This is a genomic window from Candidatus Berkiella cookevillensis, from assembly GCF_001431315.2.
Classification (GTDB): domain Bacteria; phylum Pseudomonadota; class Gammaproteobacteria; order Berkiellales; family Berkiellaceae; genus Berkiella_A; species Berkiella_A cookevillensis.
Window position 1 is genome coordinate 330,687 of sequence record NZ_LKHV02000001.1, and the last position, 25,844, is coordinate 356,530.

At 38.7% G+C, this 25,844-nt stretch carries 23 protein-coding genes; 15 read left to right on the forward strand and 8 right to left on the reverse strand.

What is annotated here, in order from left to right; translation table 11 throughout:
- Positions 1-31: 31 nt before the first annotated feature.
- From rnr to alr, 7 genes are all read left to right on the forward strand, one after another.
- Positions 32-2,389 carry a ribonuclease R gene (rnr, locus tag CC99x_RS01425; protein WP_077065338.1) on the forward strand — a complete coding sequence of 786 codons (2,358 nt, stop codon included), beginning with the start codon at positions 32-34 and terminating at the stop codon, positions 2,387-2,389.
- Entirely contained in the window at positions 2,382-3,113 is a 732-nt protein-coding gene (gene rlmB, locus CC99x_RS01430; RefSeq protein WP_057623465.1) for a 23S rRNA (guanosine(2251)-2'-O)-methyltransferase RlmB, read from the forward strand. Before rnr ends, rlmB begins: the two co-directional genes overlap by 8 nt.
- A 171-nt stretch (positions 3,114-3,284) precedes the next feature.
- Positions 3,285-3,641: a 30S ribosomal protein S6 gene (rpsF, locus tag CC99x_RS01435; RefSeq protein WP_057623467.1), complete on the forward strand. Its 357-nt coding sequence runs from the start codon at positions 3,285-3,287 to the stop codon at positions 3,639-3,641.
- A gap of 14 nt (positions 3,642-3,655) precedes the next feature.
- Positions 3,656-3,895 carry a 30S ribosomal protein S18 gene (gene rpsR, locus CC99x_RS01440; RefSeq protein ID WP_057623469.1) on the forward strand — a complete coding sequence of 80 codons (240 nt, stop codon included), beginning with the start codon at positions 3,656-3,658 and terminating at the stop codon, positions 3,893-3,895.
- Between the two features lie 47 nt (positions 3,896-3,942).
- Entirely contained in the window at positions 3,943-4,395 is a 453-nt protein-coding gene (gene rplI, locus CC99x_RS01445; protein WP_057623471.1) for a 50S ribosomal protein L9, read from the forward strand.
- A 39-nt stretch (positions 4,396-4,434) separates the two neighbouring features.
- Complete coding sequence (dnaB, locus tag CC99x_RS01450; RefSeq protein ID WP_305790529.1) at positions 4,435-5,841, forward strand: replicative DNA helicase; 1,407 nt, start codon at positions 4,435-4,437, stop codon at positions 5,839-5,841.
- Positions 5,831-6,910, forward strand: coding sequence for an alanine racemase (gene alr, locus CC99x_RS01455; RefSeq protein ID WP_057623473.1), 1,080 nt, complete (start codon positions 5,831-5,833; stop codon positions 6,908-6,910). Before dnaB ends, alr begins: the two co-directional genes overlap by 11 nt.
- A gap of 15 nt (positions 6,911-6,925) precedes the next feature.
- On the opposite strand, the gene CC99x_RS01460 is transcribed toward alr, so the two are convergent.
- The 3 genes from CC99x_RS01460 to CC99x_RS01470 form a co-directional block, all read right to left on the reverse strand.
- Positions 6,926-9,433, reverse strand: coding sequence for a hypothetical protein (locus CC99x_RS01460; RefSeq protein ID WP_057623475.1), 2,508 nt, complete (start codon positions 9,431-9,433; stop codon positions 6,926-6,928).
- Positions 9,434-9,636: 203 nt separating this feature from the next.
- Positions 9,637-10,938 carry a hypothetical protein gene (locus tag CC99x_RS01465; protein ID WP_057623477.1) on the reverse strand — a complete coding sequence of 434 codons (1,302 nt, stop codon included), beginning with the start codon at positions 10,936-10,938 and terminating at the stop codon, positions 9,637-9,639.
- A 169-nt stretch (positions 10,939-11,107) separates the two neighbouring features.
- The gene (locus CC99x_RS01470) at positions 11,108-11,776 is read right to left on the reverse strand and encodes a hypothetical protein (protein WP_057623479.1); all 669 of its coding nucleotides are present in this window, start codon (positions 11,774-11,776) and stop codon (positions 11,108-11,110) included.
- A gap of 261 nt (positions 11,777-12,037) precedes the next feature.
- On the opposite strand from CC99x_RS01470, the gene CC99x_RS01475 reads away from it, so the two are divergent.
- Positions 12,038-14,089, forward strand: coding sequence for a hypothetical protein (locus CC99x_RS01475; RefSeq protein WP_057623481.1), 2,052 nt, complete (start codon positions 12,038-12,040; stop codon positions 14,087-14,089).
- Between the two features lie 223 nt (positions 14,090-14,312).
- Here the strand turns inward: CC99x_RS01475 and CC99x_RS01480 are convergent, their stop codons facing one another.
- Positions 14,313-15,716 (reverse strand): amino acid permease, encoded by a 1,404-nt coding sequence (locus CC99x_RS01480; protein WP_057623483.1) that lies wholly within the window; start codon positions 15,714-15,716, stop codon positions 14,313-14,315.
- Between the two features lie 215 nt (positions 15,717-15,931).
- Complete coding sequence (locus CC99x_RS01485; protein ID WP_057623485.1) at positions 15,932-16,207, reverse strand: YerC/YecD family TrpR-related protein; 276 nt, start codon at positions 16,205-16,207, stop codon at positions 15,932-15,934.
- 122 nt (positions 16,208-16,329) lie between these two features.
- On the opposite strand from CC99x_RS01485, the gene CC99x_RS01490 reads away from it, so the two are divergent.
- Both CC99x_RS01490 and CC99x_RS01495 read left to right on the forward strand, forming a co-directional pair.
- Positions 16,330-16,776, forward strand: coding sequence for a GNAT family N-acetyltransferase (locus CC99x_RS01490; protein ID WP_057623487.1), 447 nt, complete (start codon positions 16,330-16,332; stop codon positions 16,774-16,776).
- 114 nt (positions 16,777-16,890) lie between these two features.
- On the forward strand, positions 16,891-17,448 hold the full coding sequence (locus CC99x_RS01495) for a hypothetical protein (RefSeq protein WP_057623488.1): 558 nt from the start codon (positions 16,891-16,893) through the stop codon (positions 17,446-17,448).
- A gap of 310 nt (positions 17,449-17,758) precedes the next feature.
- Here CC99x_RS01495 and CC99x_RS01500 read toward each other — a convergent pair whose 3' ends face one another.
- Complete coding sequence (locus CC99x_RS01500; RefSeq protein ID WP_057623491.1) at positions 17,759-19,252, reverse strand: beta-barrel assembly-enhancing protease; 1,494 nt, start codon at positions 19,250-19,252, stop codon at positions 17,759-17,761.
- A gap of 79 nt (positions 19,253-19,331) precedes the next feature.
- Between CC99x_RS01500 and CC99x_RS01505 the strand changes: the two genes are divergently transcribed.
- Positions 19,332-20,384 carry an AI-2E family transporter gene (locus CC99x_RS01505; RefSeq protein ID WP_057623492.1) on the forward strand — a complete coding sequence of 351 codons (1,053 nt, stop codon included), beginning with the start codon at positions 19,332-19,334 and terminating at the stop codon, positions 20,382-20,384.
- A gap of 63 nt (positions 20,385-20,447) precedes the next feature.
- Here CC99x_RS01505 and CC99x_RS01510 read toward each other — a convergent pair whose 3' ends face one another.
- Both CC99x_RS01510 and CC99x_RS01515 read right to left on the reverse strand, forming a co-directional pair.
- Positions 20,448-21,863: a PhoH family protein gene (locus CC99x_RS01510; protein ID WP_057623494.1), complete on the reverse strand. Its 1,416-nt coding sequence runs from the start codon at positions 21,861-21,863 to the stop codon at positions 20,448-20,450.
- A gap of 90 nt (positions 21,864-21,953) precedes the next feature.
- Positions 21,954-22,499: a glycine cleavage system transcriptional repressor gene (locus tag CC99x_RS01515; RefSeq protein ID WP_057623496.1), complete on the reverse strand. Its 546-nt coding sequence runs from the start codon at positions 22,497-22,499 to the stop codon at positions 21,954-21,956.
- Between the two features lie 239 nt (positions 22,500-22,738).
- Between CC99x_RS01515 and dapA the strand changes: the two genes are divergently transcribed.
- The 4 genes from dapA (at position 22,739) to CC99x_RS01535 (ending at position 25,775) form a co-directional block, all read left to right on the forward strand.
- Positions 22,739-23,623 (forward strand): 4-hydroxy-tetrahydrodipicolinate synthase, encoded by an 885-nt coding sequence (dapA, locus tag CC99x_RS01520; protein ID WP_235528050.1) that lies wholly within the window; start codon positions 22,739-22,741, stop codon positions 23,621-23,623.
- A complete protein-coding gene (locus CC99x_RS01525; RefSeq protein ID WP_141651870.1) occupies positions 23,613-23,870 on the forward strand; it encodes a hypothetical protein in 258 nt (85 codons plus the stop codon). The genes dapA and CC99x_RS01525 overlap by 11 nt, the downstream gene beginning before the upstream one ends.
- 26 nt (positions 23,871-23,896) lie before the next feature.
- Positions 23,897-24,613, forward strand: a complete 717-nt coding sequence (gene purC, locus CC99x_RS01530; protein ID WP_057623500.1) for a phosphoribosylaminoimidazolesuccinocarboxamide synthase — start codon at positions 23,897-23,899, stop codon at positions 24,611-24,613.
- 145 nt (positions 24,614-24,758) lie between these two features.
- Positions 24,759-25,775, forward strand: a complete 1,017-nt coding sequence (locus CC99x_RS01535) for a hypothetical protein (RefSeq protein WP_057623502.1) — start codon at positions 24,759-24,761, stop codon at positions 25,773-25,775.
- Positions 25,776-25,844 lie beyond the last annotated feature (69 nt).

A 25,844-nucleotide genomic window follows, 5' to 3' on the forward strand; every position in this document is an offset into this window, starting at 1 on the left:
AATTTTCACAAATATTATCACAACTTTTAATATGAAAAAACACACAGATCCTTCCAAAGACCCTTTTTTAGACAGAGAATCAGAAAAATACGAAACGCCTGTTCCCAGTCGTGAGTTTATTTTAATGGCTTTAAAGTCATTCAAGCATCCGGTAAAAGCTAAACAACTGATTCATCATTATCAATTGAGCGATCCTGATCTAATCGAAGCTTTCAATCGACGGCTGAAAGCAATGATCCGGGATGGACAAGTTGTTAAATTACGCGCAGGTTTTGTGATCGTAGAAGCACAATCTGTAGTACAAGGCAAACTGGTTCTTTTCAAAGAGGGAGATGGTGTTTGTGTTACAGAAGATAACCAATCTATTCCTATTCAAGAACATGGATTACGTGGTTTTTACGATGGCGATAAAATATCGGTTCAAGTAAGAAAATTAGCAGACAGTAAGGAAGTTGTTGGCAGGATCAATCAGTTGCTAGAAGCAACCGTTCCAACGGTTGTGGGACGATTTTACAAACATCATAAATTGTTTAAAGTGCAGTCATTAGATCGTAAAGTATCTGCTCATATTACCATTCCTAAAGGGCACAATGCTAAGGCTAAGCCAGGTGATATTGTATTGGTTAGAATATTAAGAGAAGAGCGCTTCCATACCCATTATGAACCTGTGGGTGAAGTCATAGAGATTTTAGGTGACTTTGCGACAACGGGTATTGAAATTCAGATGGCGATTAAGAAGTTTAATTTGCCAACTGTGTTTCCACAACCCGTACTAAAAGCCTGTGAAAAGTTACCTGCTCAGGTTACGCCTCAAAGTAAGCGTAATCGTGAAGATCTCACCAAGCTTTGTTTTGTAACGATTGATGGTGAAGATGCAAAAGATTTTGATGATGCGGTTTATTGTGAATCGCATGCAAATGGTTGGCGTTTGTGGGTTGCTATTGCAGATGTAAGTCATTACGTTAAACCCAATACGCCGCTTGATAAAGAAGCAAAACTAAGAGGGAATTCAACCTATTTTCCTGAGGCAGTCATCCCCATGTTGCCTGAAGCCTTATCGAATGATTTATGTTCATTAAGGCCATTAGAAGATAGGCTCACTGTTGTCTGTCAAATGAGTGTCAATCTTGAAGGAAAAGTAACGCGTTCTGTCTTTAAGCGCGCGGTTATTAATTCTAAGGCACGATTAACCTATACCAAAGTAGCTGCCATTTATGCAGGCGATAGTACTTTAATCAAAGAATATGAACGGCAATTACCTTCTTTAAAAGCATTGTTAGAGGTTTATGAAGCATTAAACAAGCAGCGTAAGCTGCGTGGTGCTTTGGATTTGGATACCATTGAAAGTAAAATTGTTTTTGATGATAAAGGTAAAATTGAAAAAATAGTACCTGTTGTGCGTAATGTTGCACATAAGGTGATTGAAGAGTGTATGCTTGCGACTAATGTGTGTGCAGCAAAGTTAATTTTACGCCACAAAAAGCCTGGGCTATATCGTGTTCATGATACTCCGCCATCGGAAAAATTGAAGCAATTGCGAGCCTTTATCCATGAGTTGGGCTTAAGTTTAAATGGTAAGGATAAGCCTAAACCAGCGGATATTGCACAATTGCTGTCAGAGGTAAAAGAAAGAGCTGATAGGCATTTAATCGAGACTGTTATCTTAAGAAGTCTGAGTCAAGCACAGTATCGACCAGAAAATGTAGGGCATTTTGGTTTGGCATATCCGCATTATGTGCATTTTACTTCGCCTATTCGGCGTTTCCCTGATCTCGTTATCCATCGTATTGTTTTAGATATCTTAGAAGCAAATACAAAAACGACTTATGATTTTGAAACTTTAGCTAAAATGGGTACTCATCTGTCTCAAACAGAGAGAAGAAGCGATGAGGCCACCAGGGATGCTGTTTTTGCTTTAAAATGTCACTATATGCAAGACAAGATTGGTGAAGTTTACGATGGTGTCATAACAGGTGTGACGCATTTTGGGATCTTTGTTGAGCTAAAAGAGATTTTTATAGAAGGCTTAGTGCATGTCAGTCAATTGGGACGAGAATATTTCCAATACGATCCCATCAAACATCGTATGCTGGGGGATGTGACGAGGCAATCGTATCAGCTAGGACAATCAGTCAGGGTTAAGGTTGTGCGCGTTGATTTAGAAGATAAGAAAATTGATTTTGAATTAAGTAACGAGCACGTTTCAAGCAGAAAAGAAAAGGCTAAAAATAAGAAGAGAAATCACAATAGCACAAAACAAAAAAGCGAAGGATTTTCTGAAAAAAAAGGTAAAAAAGCTGCGCCTAAGGATAAAAAAGCTAAAAAATTAAAAGGTAAAGGGAAGAAAGTAAAGAAAAAAGCAAAGCGGGATAAAATTTTTAATGACTGATTATATATATGGTATTCATGCAGCAAAGGCACTCATAGAGCATCAACCGCAAAATATTAAAACCATCTATTTTAGTAAAACCTCATCGCAACGTATTAGCGAGTTGGTTGCTTTAGCGCAAACGATGGGGATTGCTGCTCAAATAGTGAATCCACCGAAATTAGAGAGCTTGGCCCAAGCAAGAGAGCACCAAGGCATTGTCTTAGCGGTGAAGCCTTTTGCCTTGAGAACAGAACAAGACTTGAAGTTAGATTTGGCTAAGCAATCAGAAAAAGCCTTTTTTCTGATTTTAGATGCGATTCAAGATCCCCACAATTTAGGTGCTTGTATTCGAACAGCAGAAGCCCTTGGGGTGCATGGCTTAATTTTCCCTCAAGCGAAGTCTGCGAGTATTACGGCATCCGTCAGAAAGGTTGCTTGTGGCGCAGAGATGGGGTTGCCACTGTATCAGGTAACTAATTTAGCTAGATGTATAGAGCTGCTAAAATCTGAAGGTATTTGGGTACTAGGGGCTGTTGTAGATGCGTCACAGACTTTATATACATGCGATTTAAAGCGAAGTATCGCAATTGTAATGGGCAATGAGCAAAATGGTATACGGCCACTGACTCAAAAAAGTTGTGATGAAGCTTTCTCTATCCCCTTATCTGGTATGACACAAAGCTTAAATGTGTCTGTTGCAACGGGTATTTGCCTGTCAGAAGTGGTTCGACAAAGGCTTTGAGCAAGACTTTGGGCATGCTTACAAATTCTCAAGCTTTCTTGTATAATGCGGCGTTCATTTACCAATATGGTTTTTGTTAGTTAACTACTCCTTGCGCCTTGTCATTTTTAATTCATCCTTAAGATTGATAAAGAAATTGGGGCGCTTATTTAAATCCGTGAGGAGATTATTATGAGTCATTATGAGATCGTTCTATTAGTTCACCCTGATCAAAGTGAACAAGTTCCTGCTATGATCGAGCGTTATCGTGGCATGCTTGAAAAAGCCGCTGGTGCGATGCATCGCTTAGAAGATTGGGGAAGAAGACAATTGGCTTACCCCGTTAAGAAGGTTCACAAAGCACATTACATTTTGATGAATATTGAATGTAATAACGACATTTTGAATGAATTAAAGCATTCTTTTCGTTACAACGATGCTATTTTGCGTAATCTGATTATTAAGCGTAAAGATGCAATTACGGATATGTCGGCTATCTTACGTCCTGAAGACGAAAAAGATAAAAACAGTGAAGAATCTAACATTTAAGTAGGGGTGTAACCATGGCAGCAAGACGCGTTCAAGGTAATAAAAGAAAATATTGTCCTTTTTCATCTAAAAAGATTCCTGTTGAATTTATTGATTATAAAAATTTCAGATTCTTAAGAAAATACATCACAGAAACAGGTAAAATTGTTCCTAGTCGTATTACGGGCGTTAAAAATATCTATCAACACATGCTAGCGCGTGAGATTAAGTATGCTCGCTTCTTAGCGTTAATTCCTTATTGCGATAGACATTAAAGATTTTTCCGTATGATCTAATACGACAATTTGATAAGGGTTTCATAATGCAAGTTATTTTACTTGAAAATATAAGAAATTTAGGGAAATTTGGTAGCAAAGTAACAGTTGCTAACGGATATGGCCGTAACTTCCTCATTCCTAATGGCAAAGCAGTACCTGCAACCAAAGAGAATTTGGCAAGCTTCGAATCTAAACGTGCAGACTTAGAAAAAGCAGCACGCGATAGATTAAGTAATGCTCAAGAAAGAGCTGCTGAAATTAGCAATATTCAATTGAAAATTTCAATGTTAGCTGGCGATGAAGGTAAATTGTATGGTTCTATCGGTACAATTGAACTTGTAAAAGCATTTAAAGAAAAAGGCATTGACGTAACACGTCAAGAAATTCGTTTACCTAATGGCTCTATTCGCGAATTAGGTGAATACGAAGTCGAACTTCAGCTGCATGCAGAAGTGGTTGCTCGTGTTAAGTTGAATGTTTTGCCAGAAATGGGTTAATACCCCTTAAGTTTAAGGGATGATTGAGGTTAAACGGTGCTGGAAGAAAAAAAATTGAGCCAAGCTCAAGACAGCGAGCACAGTAAACTGAAAGTACCGCCTCACTCTATTGAGGCAGAACAGGCTGTTTTAGGCGGTTTGATGCTGGATGATAAAGCATGGGATCGGATAGCAGATAAGCTATCTGAAGACCATTTTTATCGCAGAGATCACCGCCTTATTTATCAAGCCATGATCAAATTAAAATCTGAAGGTCAGCCTTTAGATGTCATTACTGTTTCTGAAACTTTGCAAAAATTAGAACAATTGGAAGCCGCTGGTGGCTTAAGTTATTTGGGAGATTTAGCAAAGAATACCCCGACCGCTGCTAATATTGTTGCTTATGCGGATATCGTTTCTGAACGTTCTATTTTGCGAGAGTTAATAGAAGTTGGAAGCAATATTGCAGACAATTCTTTTAATACACTTGGCCGTTCGAGTCTTGAAATTTTAGATGAAGCTGAAAAGCAAGTCTTTGATATTTCTCAACGTCGTTCACGTGGAGCTGGGCCTCAAAGTATTCGACATGTAGTTGCTACGGCACTTGATCACATAGAAAAGCGTTCCCACAACAAAGCTGCTATTACAGGTGTAGCAACAGGATTTACGGATTTTGATAAAATGACAGCTGGTTTACAAGCCGGCGATCTTGTCATTATTGCGGGCCGTCCTTCTATGGGTAAAACCGTATTGGGTATCAATATTGCAGAGCATGCAGCCTTAAAGGGTGATAAAACAGTGCTCGTTTTTAGTATGGAAATGCCCAATGAAGCCATCGCGATGCGTTTACTGTCTTCGCTTGGGCGTTTAGATCAAAATAAACTCAGAACAGGTAATCTCAATGAGCAAGATTGGCAGCGTGTTACCTCTGCTGTGAGCCTGCTGAGTAAAACAAAGATTTATATAGATGACAGTGCAGCATTGTCCCCGATGGAGCTACGTGCTCGTGCACGACGTGTTGCCAAAGAAAACCCTGATTTGGGTTTAATTGTTATCGATTATTTACAGCTCATGCGTGGTAGTAATGCGGGTGAGAATCGTACTGCAGAAATTTCTGAAATCTCACGCTCACTCAAAGCCTTAGCAAAAGAACTCAGCGTGCCTGTCATCGCTTTGTCACAGCTTAATCGTTCTTTAGAACAGCGACCCAACAAACGACCTGTTATGTCTGACTTAAGAGAGTCAGGTGCAATTGAGCAGGATGCAGATTTAATTGTTTTTATTTATAGAGATGAAGTTTATAACGAAGATAGTCCCGATAAAGGCACCGCAGAAATTATTATCGGCAAACACAGAAACGGTCCTATTGGCATGGTACGACTCACTTTCTTGGGGCAATTTACCAAATTTGAAAACTATATGGTAGAAGCCTACTCGCACGACATGGGAGAGTCGTATGGGGCGTAAAGTATATGCAGAAATATCTAAACAAGCATTAATACATAACTTTCATGTCGTTAAGCAGAAAGCGCCAAATAGCAAAATATTGGCTATGGTAAAAGCAAATGCATATGGGCATGGTATTGTGTCTGTTGCAAAAATATTAAAAGCAGCAGATGCTTTTGGTGTTGCCAATATCGAAGAAGCACTCATTTTAAGACAAGCCGGTATTGAAAATCCAATTGTACTTATGGAAGGTTTTTTTGACAGTACTGAATTTGAATGGATTGCACAATATCAATTTATACCTGTGATTCATTGTATTGATCAAATAGAAGCACTCGAAGCACAGCATTTTTCTTCTCCCATTTCCGTTTGGCTTAAAATGAATACGGGCATGAACCGTTTAGGATTCTCGCAAGAAACTTTTCTATCGGCCTATGAACGCCTAAAAAAGCTCCCCTTTATTCATATTATTGGTTTTATGACACATTTCCCTCAAGCCGACGAAAGAGAAAACCCCTTTACTGCGCAGCAAACAGAGATTTTTTTAGACACCATAAAAGATCTACCTGGTGAAAAATGTTTGGCAAACTCTGCGGGTATTTTGGCTTGGCCACAAACGCATTACGATTGGGTACGACCTGGTTTAATACTCTATGGTGCTTCTCCCTTTGCAGACAAAACCAGTGCAGATTTGAATTTAAAGCCAGCAATGCAATTAACCGCTGAGGTTATCTCTATTCAAACCATCGCAAAAGGCCAAAGAGTAGGCTACGGTGGCAAATGGGAGTCGCAAAGTAATGCAACGCGTATTGGCATTGTTTCCATTGGCTATGGGGATGGCTACCCGTGGCATGCACAATCGGGTACACCGATTTTAGTGAATCGTCATTTAACGCATATTGTCGGTCGTGTTTCCATGGATATGTTGGCGATGGATCTTACGCATTTGCCAGATACAAAGGTTGGTGATCCTGTGCAATTGTGGGGAGAGCATCTGTCTATTGAGCATGTTGCCAAAGGTGCAGGCACCATTCCATATGAGTTATTTTGCCGTTTAACCGATCGCGTTAGTATTCACGTGGTCGATTAAATCTTTCGCTGCTCCCTAATTTCTTCTTTGTAATACAAAAAGATGTTCTTTCGCGCTGGCTTGCTTTATTTCTTGAATAGACTGCTTGGCAGTTTCAATGATTTCTTTGCCATCTACTTTTAAAGATTTAATATTTTCAATATCAATGCCGCTGTCATGCATTTTCTTGAGCTGTACTTGCCAATCATAATGATGCGTCATTTCAACACTAAATTCTAAAATCTCATCTTGAGCAGGTTCGATGGCCGCCGTTGATTGATACAAGGCTTCTGTTGCGGTGGTATCTGTATGTGCTGTACTGAGACGAATCGCATCTTCTTCTTTGCTGATCTGTACTTGTTTGCTTGTATCTTGTTTATCTGTAACCATAATAGTGGTTTTGTTGGGTATATTAATTTCCCAATTTGTTTCTTGAAATATACTGGTTAATTTTGTTGTTAAATTTAATGGAAATTGACTTTCCTTGTCTTGAGAAAAAGCAGTCAAGATAGGGGTTTTGGGCTTAATAACAGATTGCGTTGCAGTCATAATAGGCTGTGTTGCACTTACACTCGGCTCTGTTATCGTCTCACTGGGTTGTATCTTTTTACGTCGTACCTGTATGCCTACTTTTGGATTGGTTGGGGATTGGGGGGGAGGCTGCAACTGAACTGTGGGTTCAGGATCAACTTTTGCTTTAGTTGCTTGAGATGGATGGGGCTGTGTTTTAAAGGTTTCAGCGCTCATTGTTGTAACAGTGTAACTTCCTTTCATTTGAGCACTTAAGATCTTATCAGCGTTTTGATCATAGGCATGAATGTATACTGCAACATTATTGCCTTTAACAATCTTAGCAACCGCATCCATTGCTTCTTTCATTACCGTAGGATGATTGTTAAATGCGCCTTGTCCAACCAGGGTTAAATGTAAAGGCACAGTTTGACCTGTTTCACGACTACGAATCACCGCCAGCTGTGCTAAGGCGGCATACTGAGCGACTACTAATTTCTTACAGATCTTATCTTCCACACTTCCTTCTGTCGGTTGTGTGGTTCCCTGAAAGGACGGTGCAGCACAAAAGACTTGCATCTGTTTGGCACCTGATGATTCACATATTGTCCATTGAGGTAAAACTTTTATTTTTTCTATATTATTACTTATATGATCCAAGAGTAATTGCTTGTCGTTTTGATCTGTTATTGCATAAATTTTCAAATAACCATGATTGTATAATTGTGGATACTTATCTAATAATGTTTTAGGTAATAAATCAATTAATGCATGGTTTAATGTTCCAGCTTGTTTGGCAGCTTTTCTATGCAAGGCTGAAGAGGCTGACTCTATAGATGCTTGTGGGCCTTGCGTTTTATCTTCTAAGTAACTTGTCACAGGAAAATCATAGGCTCCAGGAGATTCTTGAAAATCAAATTGGCTTGCAACTTGTAAAAGTGCTTCTTGGCCAAGGGGCGTTTTATGCAAATCATTGACACCAACGCCTCGCACAATTGTAAATTGAGGTAAATCATGGCTGTCAGTCATGCTTTGAGCGTCATAGGCAGAACGAATATCTTTTGCTGTAACGGTTTGTGGCGGTGGTATAGACTTTAATTGCTCAATAATTTCCGTTTCATTATGACCAAATGTAGTTTTGATCCAATCTCCCTGTCTTCCACCACCTGCTTGGGGGAGTGGCCAAGGATTCTGGAGCGCTGTAGGATCCTTTCTCATCACCCAAGATTGTGCTGTAACTTTTCCTTTTGTATATGCCGTACTTCCTATATTTGCGAAATGCGCTACGTTGGCAGGTATTTTGAATTCTTTCATGAGACTACTGACACTCTGTGTACTCTCATGTGTTTTTAATTTCGTTGCTTGTGTTGTTGTTGGGGGCACAATGGGTTTGGTCGGAGTACTTGGCTTTAATTTTGATGGCACCATTAAAGGTACATCTTGTTGCTGCCCTTTTTGATAGGCTTGTTGCAAAACAGGATCGGAAAAATCTCCTTGAGTCATTTTGGTCATTTGAGCGTCAAACCGTTCTTTGAATTTACCTTTCCAAATTGCTTTACTGACGCCGCCACCCACAGCATAGGTTCCATCTTTTGTTGCTTGATTTTTAAAGCCTAATACTTGCCATCCAGCCCCTAAATGTTGCGCGATATTGGCTAGATCGCGATCCACTTGATCCATACGAATGACGCCAGAGCCACCCGAATGCTGGCTTGTGGCAACAGGTAAAATATGTGCTCTGTCTTGCCAGTTACGTTTTTTAATTTCTTCTATCACAATGCGAATGACTTCCGCTTGATTACTGCCGCTTATACTATATTTTCCTGTTGTATAACCTTTTATAATCTCTTCAGCTTGATCATTGTTGGCAGAATAGGTAATAGCTACTTTAGCATTAGGATTGGCTTTTAAACGGCGCTCAAATTCTGCAATAATTTTATTGGCTTGTATTTGAGATGAAATGCCCTTTCCTTTACTATCCAAAAAATCAACTTGGAAGGGTTCTATTTTATTAGGTTGTTGAGGCCCAAGCATGACTTACTCCCACGACGGTTTAGCTGTGTTATGAGACGATACTTTCTGTTAGGACAGAGTGTGTGTTCATTAAGTTTCATTTGAGGGATTTTTGAGAAAGCTTGGGGTAGTATAAAAGAGCGGTAGATAAGGGTTTGATATTTAAAATAAAAATGCCCCATGTGACTGAGGCATTTTGAGTGTGGTTTATTATTTTTTAGAGCTTATATACCCAACGCGCTTTTCGTTGCCCTTGTCGTTCCCATTGATTGACTCAATTCTGGAGTGATACTGCTATCATCTTCAGTGCTAGATGTGGTTATGGTTGCTTTCTTTGGGAAGACTAAAATTTGTGGTGCGCTTTCAGAAACACTTGTTTCACTTGTAAAAGAAGAAAAAGCATCACCGAGTGCGTCGCTAAACATTGCTTCGAAGCCCAATGGGTCAGAGGCAAATGCTTTGCCTTTATGGTAGAGCGCTCTTACATCATCAAAGCGATAATATAATACAGAAGCAGGTACCAAGACTAAAAAAGCTGCAGTTGGATGTTCTTGTATCATGCCGTAAATAAAATTATTTAACATATTAATATAAGTTGAATGTGGTAGAGGATATCCAATCATGCTTGCAAAAAGTCCTGTGAGAGGTAACCATGAAGCCCATTTGGCGCCTATCACTTTTTTAAGTCCCGTATTGATTGTTTGGAAGGCAAGCATATGGCTTACCATGCCTGGAAATTGATAAAGCATGGCCGATGCGAACATGGCTGTTGTAATAATATTTTTGCCGGGTGTTGCTTCAGGGCCATTTAAAAGAAGGGCATAGTCTTTTTTCAGTTGCACAAGTTGGTTGATATGACTTTCTTGAAAATCATAGCCCATGCGACGTGCTTCTTCGGTTAATACTGCTTTTAAACTTACTTCAGAGATATTTGCACTGAGTAGGTTCTTAATGATTTCTTTTAGGACAGGGAAATGCTCATTTTTCTCAAATAGATCTTTTAAGCTTAAAAGATCTTTGGCAATGCTTGAATTGATCTTAAGGCCAAAATTTTTGGCCAGAGATATAATTGCATTGCTTTTCTTTCTGTCTGTATCTTCTACAGAAGAAAGATCAAAATCTAAGAATGCGGGGAAAAACTCAGTAAGGAGCGTGGGATGAGCAAACTGTTGTAGGGCGATCAGTTCGTTCATCAGTGCCTCATCTAAGGGAAGGTTCTGATTTTTCGCATAGCTTGATAGTTTTTGTGTTAATTCTTTTTCGTCAATGCTGGCGGAGCTAAATAGCATTTCAAGGGTGGCATTTAGCTTTGATAGACCTAATTTACCAGCAACGGCATTGCGAAGGGGGACAATATAATCGTCTGTTAATTCTGCAACAAAGTTTTCAAAGCCTTCCGTATTCGTCTCTAAGCCGAGTTCTTCTGCTTTGCTTAAAATATTACTATGAATATCTCTTGGAGTAGAGCCTGCTGAGATACCGGCGATGATAAGTGCTAGAAAATTTTGCTTGGTTATATGAGACATTACACCCTTCCTAAAAAATAATTGTCATTGTTAGCTGATTAACTATTTTACTGGTGTTTATGCAAGACGCACTTGTTTTATGACCAGCCGGTGGATTGCACAGACAATTGGTTAAATATTGTTTTAAAAAGCGAAAAATTATAGTCTCTCTTTATCTTTGGCTCTAGGCTTATTTAATCCCTCTACTTAATTTTACAGAAGGAGAATGTGTAATCGGGCTTGAGGCAGTTTGGCCGCTTGTCGACAGCTTTAAAGATGGACTAAGAGTTAAGGGGGTAGGTGTGTTATTTGTCACGGCCTCTAAAGTCGGATCGTGTAGCTTCAAATTTTCCAACTGTGAGATAAGATATTCAATGGTTCCCTCTAATTCATGGTTTTGCGCATCATTTTGCGGCGTGTTTTCAGGGGGGGAAAAAATATGCATGATTGCTTTTCCCCATTGCCATAATTTGCCGACACTTTTATAAATAATGGGCGCTAAGAAAGTATTCAATATATAAGGACCATATTCATAGCCTAGATGGCTTATATGTTCGCGTGATGGAATGTATAAGGTATAATAACGTAGATCATACCAGCGATAGCTCCCATATAATTTGATGTATAAAGTTTCATAAATTTCTCTTGCTGCGATTGCGGTATAAGGGCCTGAAAACCAGTGAACAGCAAGTACCATTGCCAGTGTACCTAAAATTTTGCTACTGATTTCTAGCCAGTTCGGTGTATTTTCCATGGTCGGCAAGTCGTTTTTTAAGCGTTCAATATCTATTGTGCTCTGAAGCGTTGATTGTAGATTATCTCTATTAATATCAATGTTTTTTCTGTTTTTAGGCGTCATCTTCTCTATGCTCGTCGTTATTATGATGGCGTTATTTTTTTTGTTTTAGCATCTATTGATTGTTCTTTTGCGTCATTAGAGAAGATATCTTTAGCAAGATTCACATATGAATAATGTGAATCTTGCTATGAACTGTTAGTTTTTGAGATATAAATTTGGAATTTGCTAGACAAACATATAGTCCGACTAAAGTCAGATTGACAGAAATAGGCTTAACTTTATTTAATAAGTTAATGTCTATGATGTAAGTAATAAGTGATTATGCACGATTTAAAGCTGTCTACCCCCGTACAAAATAAAGAGTTCACTACACCTTGCGAATGGATAATCGCATTAGCGCAAGGGCATTTGCCTCATCAGCACTATACACAAAAAATGATTTTTGCGTTGCTGGGGGCAAAATCACAGGCTAATGAACGCATGATGTACTTTTTGGATTATACCGTAAAAGAAAGACTTCAGAATAATTTATTAGGGGATGTTGCAAATAAATTCATTCAGGAAACAGAGGTTTATTGTAACAAGTGGGGTTCGCCCTATACAAAAGAAAAAGTAAAGGAAATGTCGGTCTTTTTGATGACTTTTGAGAAAGACTTACGCGAAGACAAATCTTGGCCAGATCTTATTCATCTGTTGAAGGAGATAATAGCGCAGCTTCCAGAAGCTGAGAGAGAAGAGATCGATATTATCTTGCAGCAAATATTGATTGGATACAGAAATCATGTTGTACATAAAACCTTTTTTCATAAGCAGGATCGTGACGAAAGTTATTACATGTATAAGCTAAATGATTTACGTTATAAAGAATTGTTGTATCTGATGAATGAATGTATGCTTTCTGGAGCGGATGCTGATTTGTATGATGTGATGACAAAGAAGTGCTTGGCTGTATTAGAAAAAGAAGTGGAAGATCTCGTGACTTTTTCTAAGCATCAATGCAAAAAAGGCAATCATTTTTTGAGAGTAGGGTTGCACCTCCAAAGTCAAATCAATATTCTTAAACGTACCCCCGAATATGAGTTTCTCTCAGAAGAAAATAGAATAGAAGCATTGAAGAAAGCAGAAATGCTTTTAGACAATCTTAATGCTATCATGAATAAACTAAATATTTTCTTTAAAGTCATTTGTGATCAAGCTAGGCCAGGCTTTATTGTTGAAGATATTATTGCCACAGAAATAAATACACTTGTACGTGAACCCATTTTTTCGGCTATGTTAGATCTTGGGGCAGAAGCAATAGCTCATCATATTAATAGTCCAGAGAATATTCGATGGGTTCATAATGCGGTGATGGAAACACGCTGTAATGTTTGTAAGCCTTTTTTATTAGATAAGCGAGGAGATTATGCTAATTTAAAGGTTGAATTGAAAAAAGCAACAAACTATCGCGTCAGAAGAAATATCATTGAAAGACTCTTTCATGTCGTACTTGATGATGAAACGATGTTTCCGTCAGCAGCGAAATCACTGGGTGCGCAAATTACCGTTGAGCAAGAAGAGTGCCTTTTATTGTTGCAGCATGAATTTATACATGCATTACATCGACAAATAGAAACGATGCTCATAGAAGATGCCGTGGCTTTTTTAGAAAACTTTAGATATCATCCACTCATTTTGTCGCTGCCTAAAACGGGAACCCTCGCTAAGAAAAATACAATTGCGCAGCATGAATTTGATTATCTTATTGAGCATTGTCACACTAATGTAATGACACATATCCTACCGAAAGAAAGTCCTATGTTGCATCATATTGACTGTCCCATTGAGCAGGATATTTTAGGTGAAGCAACTAAACGGATGGTAGATGCCATTCAGCATCGTCGACCCGGATGGGATTCATTCAATGTAGTGATGGAGATAACCGAAAAGACTTATAAAAAGCTGTTAGAGCCAGATTTCAAGTGTGACAACGTTCTCGAAGATTATGTAACGGAAGCTAAACATCAAGACAAATGGATTTCTTTTCTAAGAGAAGAGAAAAATATCTTACTGAGACTTGAACGTATTATTGAACTTTATTATTTTGTGAGGGATAAAGCGCATTTTAAGCCTTCGGACTGGATGTTGACAAAGTTTTGTATTGGTATGACAGAGCAGGAAAAGACAATTCAGGCTTTACAAACGCTGTATTTGCAAAGTGTGGAAGAACTGATTGTGCAAAGACAGCATCAATCTGATCATGAGAAAAATCTAATGTTTGAAAGAGTTTTATATCCTTCTTTGGGGGCAGAGCTTTTTAACAATACAATCTGCCCCAGAATCAATGAACGCTCCAAGCAGGCCTTAGAAAGACTGATGGAGCGATTAGCGTAAGGAATATTCGGGGTTATTGGGAGAATATCGATGAGTATTGCAAATCAAGATCTCATTTTTTGAAACTGAGGTATCTCTATGAGTTTTCTAGTTCGCAGTGATGAATTTGGCGTTAATCAGTGCTGCTTTTTTCTTCGTTCGGCAAAGCGAACATTTTCCCCTCTCCCAAAATTGGTAGAGGAAAAAATCATTCGCTTCGCTCATCAGAAATTTTATTAGAAGCTTAGTTTTGTGCCTTCTTTTCTTTCCGCTTATGAATAAAAATAACGGGGCTTAAAAAAATCATCATGCCAATGACAATGATAGTTTCATAGAGATAGCCATTACCAATGTCCATGTGCGTGAGTGGTGGAACAAATCCGATCATAATGACGCTACAGCATGTGAGAATTCCCATACTGCAAATTAGCCACACGCCTATTTTTTTTCCTGGGATTTTAAAGGGTCTTGGTGTATTGGCTTGTGTGTATCGCAATCGGATAGTGCCTGCAAATAATATAATATACATCAGCATGGATAAAGAGGCTGCCATTTGTGAGAGCGCAAAATAAGAGGCTTCCACTGTCGGTAGTAGTAGATAAACTAAGGTTAGAATAGTGCAAATCCCGCCCTGTAGGAGCAAAATATTTGTTGGGACATTAAAGCGATTTGTCTTAGACATTGTCTCTGGAAGCAGACCGTCACTGGCAGCAGCAAACAATCCTTTTGTGGGACCAATGATCCACGTAGCTACGGCAGCGATACCGCCAATTAAAATTGCATAAGCAACCAGTGAGCCAAGCCAGCTGATGTGAAAGCTTTGTGAGAATAATGTAAATGTTTGAATAATGCCTGTTAAGTTATCTAAGCTGATGGCAGGGATTACAATAGCAATTGCTAAAGACGCTAAAATAAGACTAAACAGTATGATGCAAACGGAAATCATGAGCGCTAAGGGATAATCACGTTTAGGGTTTTTGACTTCTAAGGCATGCACGGAAGACATTTCAAGACCCAATAAACTGTAAACAATTTGTGAGAAAAACACTAATTCTGTGACACTTTTAAAGTTGGGATTCAAGGCTTGCCAGTTCATGGCAATCTCAGAGGTATTACCATTCAATAGCCAGACTATGGTAAGTGCAATGATGAGTAGCATGGGTAAGAGTGTGCCAAAAATAGAACCAATACTACTGACAAGGCTGGAAAAACGCATGCCAAACATATTTAAGAGTGTGCATAACCAGAAAGTCGCAAGAACCGTTGTCATCATAAACGAGGCATTCTGCGTCAGTTCAGGCTTGTATAGATAAGCAAGCGTACTTGCGATGAGTGTTAAAATAGTAGGGTACCAAATGATATTATAAATCCATTGTAAATAAACAACACAAAATCCCCACTTTTCTCCAAAGGCTAATTTTGCCCAACTGTATATGCCACCCTTTTCGGGCCAAGTGGTTGCAAGCTCTGCAGTGATTAAGGCGGTTGGAATAAAAAAACCAATAGCGGCAATGATATACATTGTAATGAGTGCAAAACCATAATTAGCAGCCATAGGCAGTGTGCGGATCGAGTCAACCGCTATCACATTGATCATAATGAGCGATAAAAAGCTTAGTACTTTTTTAGGGACATAATTTGTTGTCATTTAAAGTCTCGTTACTAAAACAAATAAATAGATGTATACCCTTCTCAGATAAATTTTCGGTGTTGTTGCCTGCGTTCGCTCACCTTAAGTCTGCACTTTTTGTGCACTCCTGGGAATTCGCTCTCTTGACGCCTAACCGACATTGTGCCCCTTGCGGGTAAAAATCATCTGCTTTGGGTATATATGAATAGAAATGGGCTATAAATCAACTTATCTTATAGATGCAAATCCATTTTATCCAACAATAAGCGGTAACCTTTACCATAATGTAAGCTGCGGTTAACGCGTGTGATGGTTGTTGTACTTGCGCTGGTAATTGTATTTACTTCGCGAATGGTTAAGCCTTGTGCAATTAATTGCGCACAAGCCCAACGCGTTTGCAAGGCCTCCAGTTCTTGGGGCGTGCATAAATCAGCAAAAAATAATTCAAACTCTTCTGCTGTTTTTAAAGCGCAGAGATTTTTAAATAAAGAGTGTTGTACTTCTTTCATGGTGATAGCTTGAGATAATATGGTTTGATTTATTGTGTTAGCATAGTAAAACAAAATCTAAGTGAATGCAAGATTCCGCTATACTGTGCGTATTTGATCTGCTAAGGGGTATAAATAGCTAAATGACTTATATGATTCGTCCAGCAACACTTTCAGATGTTGGTATTATATTAGCGCTGCGTTATCAGGCTGTGGAAAATAAGCTATATCGTGTGATTACACATGATATGTTGTTTGATGCTCTTAGAAAAGATTGTATGGCTTGGGTTGCAGAAGACCAAGAGAAGGTTGTTGGCTTTTCTCTTGCCAATAAACGTCGAAAAATGTTGTGGGGCTTATTTGTAACGCCAGCCTATCAGAACCAAGGCATTGGTAAGGCTTTGCTGAATGTCGCTGTTAGATGGCTTCAGCAAGAGGCACGACATTGGTTTTTATTTCCCTGTAAAAAAATATGGTTGGAGACAGAAATAAACAGTCGTGCAGAAACCTTCTATCAACATTTGGGTTGGAAAAGGGCTAAGCAGGTATCCGCTCGAGAAGTGCATTATTGCTATTATTTTGACGTCTGAAAGGAAGATGAAAAGGATTGGATATAGGTCATCTTTATAAATACTAAAGTCTGTTGTAGACTTAATTTAAGGTATGAAGACTCTTTTTACACACTTATATATCAGGGTAAGCGCATGAAAAAAATATTTCATAGCCTATTGGGCAGCATGGTGATGGCACTGCTCATCGTACCAGCTTGTGCATGGGCCTCTCTTGAGGATGTTACTGATAATCTCATGGGGCCAACAGAAATTATCACCAAGCTCACCGTGGTTGCGAGTTATATTGTGGGCGTTGGTTTGGTTATTTTCTCGATTGCACAATACCGAGAACATCGCAAAAGTCCTAAATTGGTGCCTTTGACCACGCCTATCCTATTACTGATTTTAGGTACATGTGCTTTGTTGATTCCTTACGTTTCTGTCATTTCGGGTGAATCTTTTAGTGCAAGTGAGCAAGCCAAACGAGAAGGAAAGTTACCCAATAAAGCAGGCGCACTTGCGCCTATGCCAGAAGTGAAAAAGAAGACATTGCCAGGACCAGGCCGTTATGCACCCAGTGATACTCAGGACGCTGGTTCTGTGACAAGCGATGATGATGGTTCTTATTATGAAGATGAATACAATGATGGTGAGACCAACTATGACGATGGGGGTAGTGGTCATTGGACAAGTGATCCACGCTATCGTTAAGCACTCAGTTTTCATCTGTACATATATAAAGAGCCGAAAGGCTCTTTTGTATTTATGTAGTCCTTAAAGTATTGAGTGGTGGGTACATAGTTATGCACACATCAACCATCAGATTAAGTTTTTCAAATGACCTGTAAGATAATCTGACAGTCAGCTAAAATTTGACGACACATTATTTTCTAATATTTTGATTTTTATTAAGAAAAATCCATGACAATAAAATGACACCCAGAAAATAAGTTTATAACCGACTTATTATTTTAAGCTTTTTTTAAAATGACTCACAAAGTTATCCACAAGATATCTTGAATTAAGCTTTAGGTTGGATTTCTGAGATTTGTGCATCAATTTGGCGCGCTTCGCGATCGCTGATGTTGTTCAGCTTTTTCGCCATGGTGAGTTGTCTGATGGCGCTTCGATAATCACCTTGTAATTTCAAGGCTTGCGCTTGAGCAATATGTGCTTGAACTGTCTGATTTGCTTGAACATAAGCATTTGTAAGCAAGCTATATAGTTCTATTTTATCAGGGGTGTAATGCATTTGTTTTTTAATGGTACGAATGGCTTCATTATTTTCTTTTTGTAAAATAAGCCAGCTGGACAAATTTGTCGTGAGTGCATAATGGTTAGGATGTGTTTGTAGTGCTTTTCTGATTAGTTGTATTGCTGTATTAGGCTGTTGTTGGTTCATAGCCAGTTGTGCATTAACGAGTAGAAACAATGGCTCATTGGGCGCAAGACTTAGCAACTCATCAATCGGTGGTTTTGCTAAGCCTGGCTTTCCTTCTTGTAGATAAGCCAAAGCTAATCCATACAGTGTTCCTAAGCGATTTCGATAGGTACCATTTTCTAAGGCTTGTTTAAAATATTGGGTCGCCTCTTGTGGGGTTTTGGCAGTTGCAACGTGAAGACGCGCTTTTATCAAATGAAACTGTAGACTATCTGCTACTTGTTTATAGGGATAGTCTTGTGCTCTTGATTTTGAGGCCATTAAACGTTCACTGGAAAGTGGATGCGTTAATAAATATTCAGGGATCCAGCGACCATAAAATCGTGTGTCCTGATACATGCGTTGAAAAAAGCTGGGCATGCCCATTGGATCAAAGCCTGCTTTTGCCAATGCTTGAATACCAATGAAGTCCGCTTCACGCTCATGTTCGCGCGTAAAGTTGATCATCGCTTGTTGTCCACCAGCAAGTGTGGCAGCCATTGCGCCTGTACCTGCTTGTGTATTTTGGGTTGCGAGTACAATGGATGCGAGTAAGCCTGCAATGGTTGAGATTTTGACACGCCCCATGTGTTCATACATGCGAGCAATATGCCTTTGTTTCACGTGAGCCACTTCATGGGCGAGTACGCCTGCAAGCTCGCTCTCAGATTCACTGTTGAGTATTAAGCCTGAATTAACCCCAATAAAGCCTCCGGGTAAGGCAAAGGCATTGATCCGAGGATCGATCACCGTAAAAAAGTTAAATTTGTTACTAGAGTGAGAGAAGGTTGCCACAATTTTAAAGCCAACTGACTCTAAGTAGTCGTTGATAATGCTATCGTTTGAGATCCTGAGAGAAGCTTTTAATTCTCCTAAGACAGAACGACCTAACTCAAGTTCATCCAGCGGAGATAAAATAGGTGAGGCAGCATTTCCTAAATCAGGTAGACTTGAATCTGCTTGAGCAAATGATTGTGCGCTTGCTGAATAACAAGTGCTGCTTAGTATCATTATAGGCGTGACTAAGCGCAGTGTTTTAAATAACAAGTCGCTCAATACGGTGATATTTTTCAGGGTTTTAATTAAACTGAACATATTATTCTCATTTTAACTGAAAAATCGGGCGTCTGCTCGCCTTAAATCATTGAGGCCATATAATAAGTCGGAGAACTAGATGGTTCGTGTGTTGAGAGATTGGGTTACACGTTATTTTTCAGATCCAGAAGCTGTGCTGCTGGTTGTATTACTCATGGGGGGCATCATGCTGTTTGCATGGATGGGAGCCATACTCGCGCCTGTCATTGCAAGTATTATCATTGCCTATTTACTACAATGGTTAGTAAATCGTTTGGTGCTGTGGCGTATTCCTAAATTACCGGCTGTATTGATTGTATACATTGCTTTTTTAGGACTATTTCTATGTGCAATGTTTATTCTATGGCCGATTATATGGCAACAATTGCTTAAGTTGGTTGATGAATTACCCAACATGATTTCAAAAACAAAGCAATTTCTCTATTTATTGCCCGATAGATTTCCTGAATATATCAGCAAAGAAACAGTAGATGTAACGGTTGCAAGCAGCTCAATGGAAATGAAAAGATTTGCAAGCCAGTTGCTAACAATGTCTATTGCCAGTATTCCAAGCTTTATTGCTTTGATTGTTTATTTTATTCTGGTGCCGATTATGGTGTTCTTTTTTTTAAAAGATGCCAAATTGATTTCTGATTATATGGGTAATTTTTTACCAGAAAGACATAAAGTTTTGCACACTGTATGGCAAGATGTAGATATACAGATTGGGAATTATGTAAGAGGTAAGGTTGCAGAAGTTTTTATTGTGGGGATTGCAAGTTACATTGCTTTTTACTTATTCCATTTACAATATGCTATTTTGTTGGCTGTTTTAGTGGGTGTTTCCGTATTAGTGCCTTATGTGGGGGCTGCTGTTGTTACAGTGCCCGTTGTGCTCGTTGCTTTTTTTCAATGGGGTTATAATGCACCTGAGTTTGTTTATCTGGTCATGACCTATGGCATTATTCAAACCATTGATGGTACGGTTCTTGTGCCTTTGCTCTTCAGCGAAGCAGTAAATTTACATCCTATTGCAATTATTCTTGCTATTTTAGTATTTGGTGGGTTTTGGGGATTTTGGGGGGTGTTTTTTGCCATCCCATTAGCAACCTTGGTGAAGGCTGTGATCGTTGCATGGCCTAAGTCGGCGTAATGGATTCATTTTATGTTTTACCCTCTTCTAAATACGAAGAGGGTAACTGTATACCACAAAATACTATAATACCTTAACAGCGTAGTCGGCTAATCGTGAACGTTCTCCACGCGTTAATGTCATGTGAGCACTATGATTCCAACCTTTAAAGCATTGCACAGCATAGGTTAGGCCAGATGTCGTTTCTGTTAGATAGGGGGTGTCAATTTGATTGACGTTTCCTAAGCAAACGATCTTGGTGCCTGGGCCTGCGCGTGTAATCATGGTTTGCATTTGTTTAGAGGTGAGGTTTTGTGCCTCATCGATAATGAGATACTTATTCAAGAATGTACGCCCACGCATAAAATTCATAGAACGAATACGGATGCGTTTCTTTAAGATTTCTTGAAGCTCTGTATCATCTTCGTTCTCTTTCGTTAATGCTTGTGCCAGTACTTCAAGGTTATCCATTAACGCACCCATCCAGGGAGTCATTTTTTCTTCTTCAGTACCAGGCAAGAACCCGATATCTTCTCCGACGGGCACGGTAACGCGTGTCATAATGATTTCACGATAGAGTTTTGTATCGATAACTTGCGCAAGGCCTGCGGCCAGTGTGAGTAATGTTTTACCTGTACCAGCACCACCTACCAATGATACAAAATCAATTTCTGGATCCATAAGGAAATTGAGCGCAAAATTTTGTTCTCGATTGCGCGCATTAATGCCAAAGACTTTATTTTTAGGGCGTCGAAAATCTTTAGAGTACTCGATGTTAGCATGTTCGTTTTCGATATTGCGGACGATGCTTTCAAATTCGCTGCCATCATTACTATAAAGACAAGTGTTCACAACCCAATCTTTTATGTGCGGGCCATTGACTTGATAAAAAGTTTTGCCGTCTTGCTTCCAAGAGGACATTTCTTTGCCATGATTTTCCCAAAAGTTTTCATCCAGCTCATAAAAACCAGAATGCATAAAACTTAAATCATCTAACATTTGGTCGTTATGATAGTCTTCTGCATGAATGCCGAGCACACTGGCTTTGATTCTGAGATTGATGTCTTTAGTGACAAGTGAGACCCAGATGTCTGGATTTTTAGCTTGTAAGGCGAGCGTTATTGCTAAGATTGAATTATCGGGCTTATTACCAGGTAAAGACTCAGGTAATACGATGGGTAATTCTTCACTTTGAAAAAATAATTTGCCACAGGGGGGAGTAAAGGTTTCACTGAGTTGATCCGGCGCAATCAAAGGAATGCCTTGGAAGATATCTTTGCCGGAAGCTGTCTTTATAAGGTTGTCAAAATAACGGTTAACTTGCCGAATATTTCTGGCGGTATCAGATAAACCTTTTTTGCCTTGGTCAAGCTCTTCAAGCACAACCATGGGTAAATAAATATCATGCTCTTTAAAGCGGAAGAGGGCGCTAGGATCATGGATCAGAATGTTGGTATCAAGAACGAATAACTTTTTTCTTTCTGCTTGATTACTTTCCATAGGTTGCTAATCCTTATTGAGTATACACGTTCCATTGTATTAAAAGTCGACAGCTTTAAATAATATGTGTCCTCTTTATTAAGTATACTACTATTTAATGGGTTCCATGACCACATCAAGATTATGTTCTTCTGAGTAGAGCATAAAACTTTCTCTGAAAGCCGCGATATTCGTTTTGGTAGGCACATAGATATTAAAGCTTAAATGCGCCATCACAGTGGTTGTTTTGGGGGCGAAAAAGATTTCAGATTGTAACTCTTCAATGTTAATCGATTTTCGACTGAAGAAACTCGTTAGATCATGTATAATTCCTAACCTATCTTGCGAAATAACTTGCACGTAGTAAGGTACTGTACTTGTGCGTGTTGTATTGATGTTTTGATTAAGTTTTAATTGAAGTTGCCATTCATGTTTTTGTGCTAATTTTTGTAGAGCACTTTCTAATTTTGCAATTGCATGCCATGAACCAATGAAATGGATGATAAGCGCAAAGGTGTCACCGGATACAGACAATTTACTCGAGACAATGGAACACTGATTACTTTTCGCAGCCTTTGCAAAAGCAGCAACAATACCAGGCTTATCTTCACCCAGCGCACATAAAGATAAATAAGTTTCAGTTTTTGATTTATTCATATAACTTCTTTTGGATTTTGAGCAGATTATCAAGACGCTGACCTGTTGATTGGTGAGCAAATAAATTAAATAAACTGTTTATTTCAGTATAAAATGCATTTTAACACAAGGGGCATAAAGAATCAGTGTGTGTCCCTCAAACAAGTGCTTAGGCGTGGGGTTACTTGCACCTATCGTATGCGCCATGATAGCTTTGTCGCCAGTTTTAAGGGGTTTTTAAAATTTCCGAGGAGTTACTTATGATATTTAATGGATCTGCTGTTGCTTTGGTAACGCCTATGACGGAGATGGGTCAAGTTGACTATCCTAAATTGATGGATTTAGTTGATTGGCATATACAGTCAGGCACCAAAGCACTCATTATAAATGGCACTACGGGAGAAGCTGCAACTTTAGGATGGTCTGAACAATGCCAAATCTTAGAAGCAGTACTTGCACGCGCAGATAAAAAAATTCCCATTATTGCGGGGACAGGATCAAATGCAACAGAAATAGCTATCCAACAAACTCAAGGGGTTGAGAAATTGGGTGTAGATGGATGTCTTATTGTAACCCCTTATTACAATAAACCTACGCAAGCAGGGCTGTTATTACACTTTAAAAGCATTGCTCACAAAACATCTTTACCCATTTTGTTGTATAATGTGCCCTCTCGCACAGCGTGTGATTTAAAACCTGAAACGGTAGCAGAATTAGCAGAAATGCCAAATATTGTCGGTATCAAAGAGGCAACGGGTGATTTAGATCGCATTGAAAAACTTCGAGCGATGTTGTCTAAAAGCTTTCTGTTACTGAGTGGGGATGATGCGACTTCGCTTGATTTTATTCTCGCGGGTGGAGATGGTGTTATTTCTGTGACAGCGAATGTGCTGCCAGCGTTGATGAGCCAAATGTGTGAATATGCCCTCAAAGGCGAAAAAGAGAATGCAAAACAAATAGATCAGAAAATGCAGAAAATGCATCAATCATTATTTTTGGAATCGAATCCTATACCTGTTAAATGGTTGTTACATAAATTGGGTAAGATTGGTCCTGGTATACGATTACCACTGACGCCACTCTCTGTTCAATACCATGATTCCCTAGCGCAAGCATTAAAAGTAGTTGGAGCCTATGATGTATAGACGCATGATTGTATTAGGTTGTTTATTAACACTTGTTGGATGTGAAGTCGTCAATGATCACAGAAAAGTTTATATACGTGATAGAGGACAAGATTATTTAACCAGTGATTTAGTTGCACCCTTAGAGGTATCTGAGCCATTAACACAATACCATTCAGATGTTTTTCCTTTACCGGATGTTGTTCCTAACAAAGAAGGTTTGGACAATATATCACTCAAACCACCAGGTTTTGGTGAAACGCTTTAAAATATAAATTGCAAAAAGAGGTAGTTATGGTTGCAAAATTAAAAGAAATTTATCGTGGTAAAGCAAAAACCATGTATGAAACAGATAATCCAAAAGCATTATATTGCGAATTTCGCAATGATATTTCTGCTTTCAATGCTGAAAAATTAGCTAACCTTGATAGAAAAGGCCTCATTAATAATCATTTTAATGCCTTTATTATGCAGCATTTGGAAAATGAAGGTGTTGAAACACATTTCATTGAAAAAGTTGGTGAGACTGCTTCTTTGGTTAAGAAATTGAAAATGTTTCCCTTAGAATGTGTCGTGAGAAATTTATCGGCAGGGAGTTTATGTAAACGTTTAGGCATTGAGAAAAATCAACCGCTCAATCCTCCTGTTTTTGAATTCTTTTATAAGAATGATAAATTAGGTGATCCCCTGATTAATGAATCGCATATTATTACTTTTAAATGGGCAACAGCAGAAGAAATTGCTCAGATGAAGGCATTAACATTCCGCGTAAATGAGATTCTTTCAAAATTATTTAAAGTGAATGATTTATTATTGGCGGATTATAAGCTTGAATTTGGCTTGTTTGAAGGCAGAATTATTTTGGCAGATGAATTCACACCAGATGGTTGCCGCATTTGGGATGCAAAAACATTAGAGATTTTTGATAAGGACAGATTCCGTCAAGATCTAGGTAATGTTGTTGAGTCTTATGAGCTTGTTGCCCGCCGATTACAGATCCCTTTAAAATAATATCCTTTAATCTCTTCACTTCAAAAAACTGCCGTGCTATTGCATGGCAGTCCTCTTTTCAAAATCCAGGACAGCCACATTAAGTTGCTTCACCCAAAATTTTTGAGCTAGAATTCCTTTCAGTAATAGGGATATTTTTTAAGTTATGACTTTAGCTCGCTCAGAACAAATTGATTTGAATGCAACACCGTATTATCACGTCATGAACCGATGTGTGCGTCGCAGCTTTTTGTGCGGTTTTGATGAACTAACACAGAAAGATTATTCGCATCGTAAAGCGTGGATTGTCAATCGATTAAAATATTTAGCGGATATCTTTGCCATCAAAATCTGTGCTTATGCCATCATGAGTAATCATTATCATGTTGTGTTATATGTGGAAGAAACGCAAGCGCAAGCGTGGTCAGAAGCAGAAATCATCCGCCGTTGGGCATCCATCTTTCCTAAAGATGCCGAAGAAAATAAGCACCTAAAACAGAAAATTCAACTTTGGAAAGAGCGCTTAACAAGCATCAGCTGGTTTATGCGTTGTTTAAACGAAAAAATTGCGCGAGATGTAAACGAAGAAGATGATACTGCAGGAAGATTTTGGGAAGGACGCTTTAAATCTCAAGCTCTATTAGATGAAGGTGCGTTGTTGAGCGCAATGGCTTATGTTGATTTAAATCCAGTCAGAGCAGGAATTACAGAAACGCCTGAAGAATCAGAATTTACTTCCATTTATGAACGCATTCAGCATATTTCTAAGCAATTAAAAATCAATAAGCCAAAATCCATTAAACAGCTCAAGCGCGAGAAAGCTGATATATATAATAATCTTGCACAACCTAAGTTCTTAGTGCCTTTTGCAAACATCTCAAAAAATCATTCACATGCCATTGATTTTAAACTTGTCGATTATTTAGAGCTTGTGGACTATACAGGCAGAGTGATTCGTGATGATAAAAAAGCGGGTTCTATTCCAGAACATCTAGCACCCATTTTAAGCAGATTGCAATTTGAGCCTCAAAACTGGATATCCTTAGTCAAAAATTTAAGTAAAAGCTTTTCTCATGCCGTGGGAAGTGAAATTTTACTACTTAATTTTGGCAAAGAGAGAAGGAAAGGCTTAAAAGGCATCACTCAGGCAAAAAAATTATATTTAAATACACATATTGCTTAATTAAATATCCCATCCCTTAATCATCCCATAAATTATTCAAAATTAAAGTCATCAATGATGGTGTTAGTT

Excerpts from the sequence above, each read along its gene's own strand:
- rnr (WP_077065338.1), top strand. The coding sequence starts at position 32 with ATGAAAAAACACACAGATCCTTCCAAAGACCCTTTTTTAGACAGAGAA.
- rlmB (WP_057623465.1), top strand. The coding sequence starts at position 2,382 with ATGACTGATTATATATATGGTATTCATGCAGCAAAGGCACTCATAGAG.
- rpsF (WP_057623467.1), top strand. The coding sequence starts at position 3,285 with ATGAGTCATTATGAGATCGTTCTATTAGTTCACCCTGATCAAAGTGAA.
- rpsR (WP_057623469.1), top strand. The coding sequence starts at position 3,656 with ATGGCAGCAAGACGCGTTCAAGGTAATAAAAGAAAATATTGTCCTTTT.
- rplI (WP_057623471.1), top strand. The coding sequence starts at position 3,943 with ATGCAAGTTATTTTACTTGAAAATATAAGAAATTTAGGGAAATTTGGT.
- alr (WP_057623473.1), top strand. The coding sequence starts at position 5,831 with ATGGGGCGTAAAGTATATGCAGAAATATCTAAACAAGCATTAATACAT.
- CC99x_RS01460 (WP_057623475.1), bottom strand. The coding sequence starts at position 9,433 with ATGCTTGGGCCTCAACAACCTAATAAAATAGAACCCTTCCAAGTTGAT.
- CC99x_RS01465 (WP_057623477.1), bottom strand. The coding sequence starts at position 10,938 with ATGTCTCATATAACCAAGCAAAATTTTCTAGCACTTATCATCGCCGGT.
- CC99x_RS01470 (WP_057623479.1), bottom strand. The coding sequence starts at position 11,776 with ATGACGCCTAAAAACAGAAAAAACATTGATATTAATAGAGATAATCTA.
- CC99x_RS01475 (WP_057623481.1), top strand. The coding sequence starts at position 12,038 with ATGCACGATTTAAAGCTGTCTACCCCCGTACAAAATAAAGAGTTCACT.
- CC99x_RS01480 (WP_057623483.1), bottom strand. The coding sequence starts at position 15,716 with ATGACAACAAATTATGTCCCTAAAAAAGTACTAAGCTTTTTATCGCTC.
- CC99x_RS01485 (WP_057623485.1), bottom strand. The coding sequence starts at position 16,207 with ATGAAAGAAGTACAACACTCTTTATTTAAAAATCTCTGCGCTTTAAAA.
- CC99x_RS01490 (WP_057623487.1), top strand. The coding sequence starts at position 16,330 with ATGACTTATATGATTCGTCCAGCAACACTTTCAGATGTTGGTATTATA.
- CC99x_RS01495 (WP_057623488.1), top strand. The coding sequence starts at position 16,891 with ATGAAAAAAATATTTCATAGCCTATTGGGCAGCATGGTGATGGCACTG.
- CC99x_RS01500 (WP_057623491.1), bottom strand. The coding sequence starts at position 19,252 with ATGTTCAGTTTAATTAAAACCCTGAAAAATATCACCGTATTGAGCGAC.
- CC99x_RS01505 (WP_057623492.1), top strand. The coding sequence starts at position 19,332 with ATGGTTCGTGTGTTGAGAGATTGGGTTACACGTTATTTTTCAGATCCA.
- CC99x_RS01510 (WP_057623494.1), bottom strand. The coding sequence starts at position 21,863 with ATGGAAAGTAATCAAGCAGAAAGAAAAAAGTTATTCGTTCTTGATACC.
- CC99x_RS01515 (WP_057623496.1), bottom strand. The coding sequence starts at position 22,499 with ATGAATAAATCAAAAACTGAAACTTATTTATCTTTATGTGCGCTGGGT.
- dapA (WP_235528050.1), top strand. The coding sequence starts at position 22,739 with ATGATATTTAATGGATCTGCTGTTGCTTTGGTAACGCCTATGACGGAG.
- CC99x_RS01525 (WP_141651870.1), top strand. The coding sequence starts at position 23,613 with ATGATGTATAGACGCATGATTGTATTAGGTTGTTTATTAACACTTGTT.
- purC (WP_057623500.1), top strand. The coding sequence starts at position 23,897 with ATGGTTGCAAAATTAAAAGAAATTTATCGTGGTAAAGCAAAAACCATG.
- CC99x_RS01535 (WP_057623502.1), top strand. The coding sequence starts at position 24,759 with ATGACTTTAGCTCGCTCAGAACAAATTGATTTGAATGCAACACCGTAT.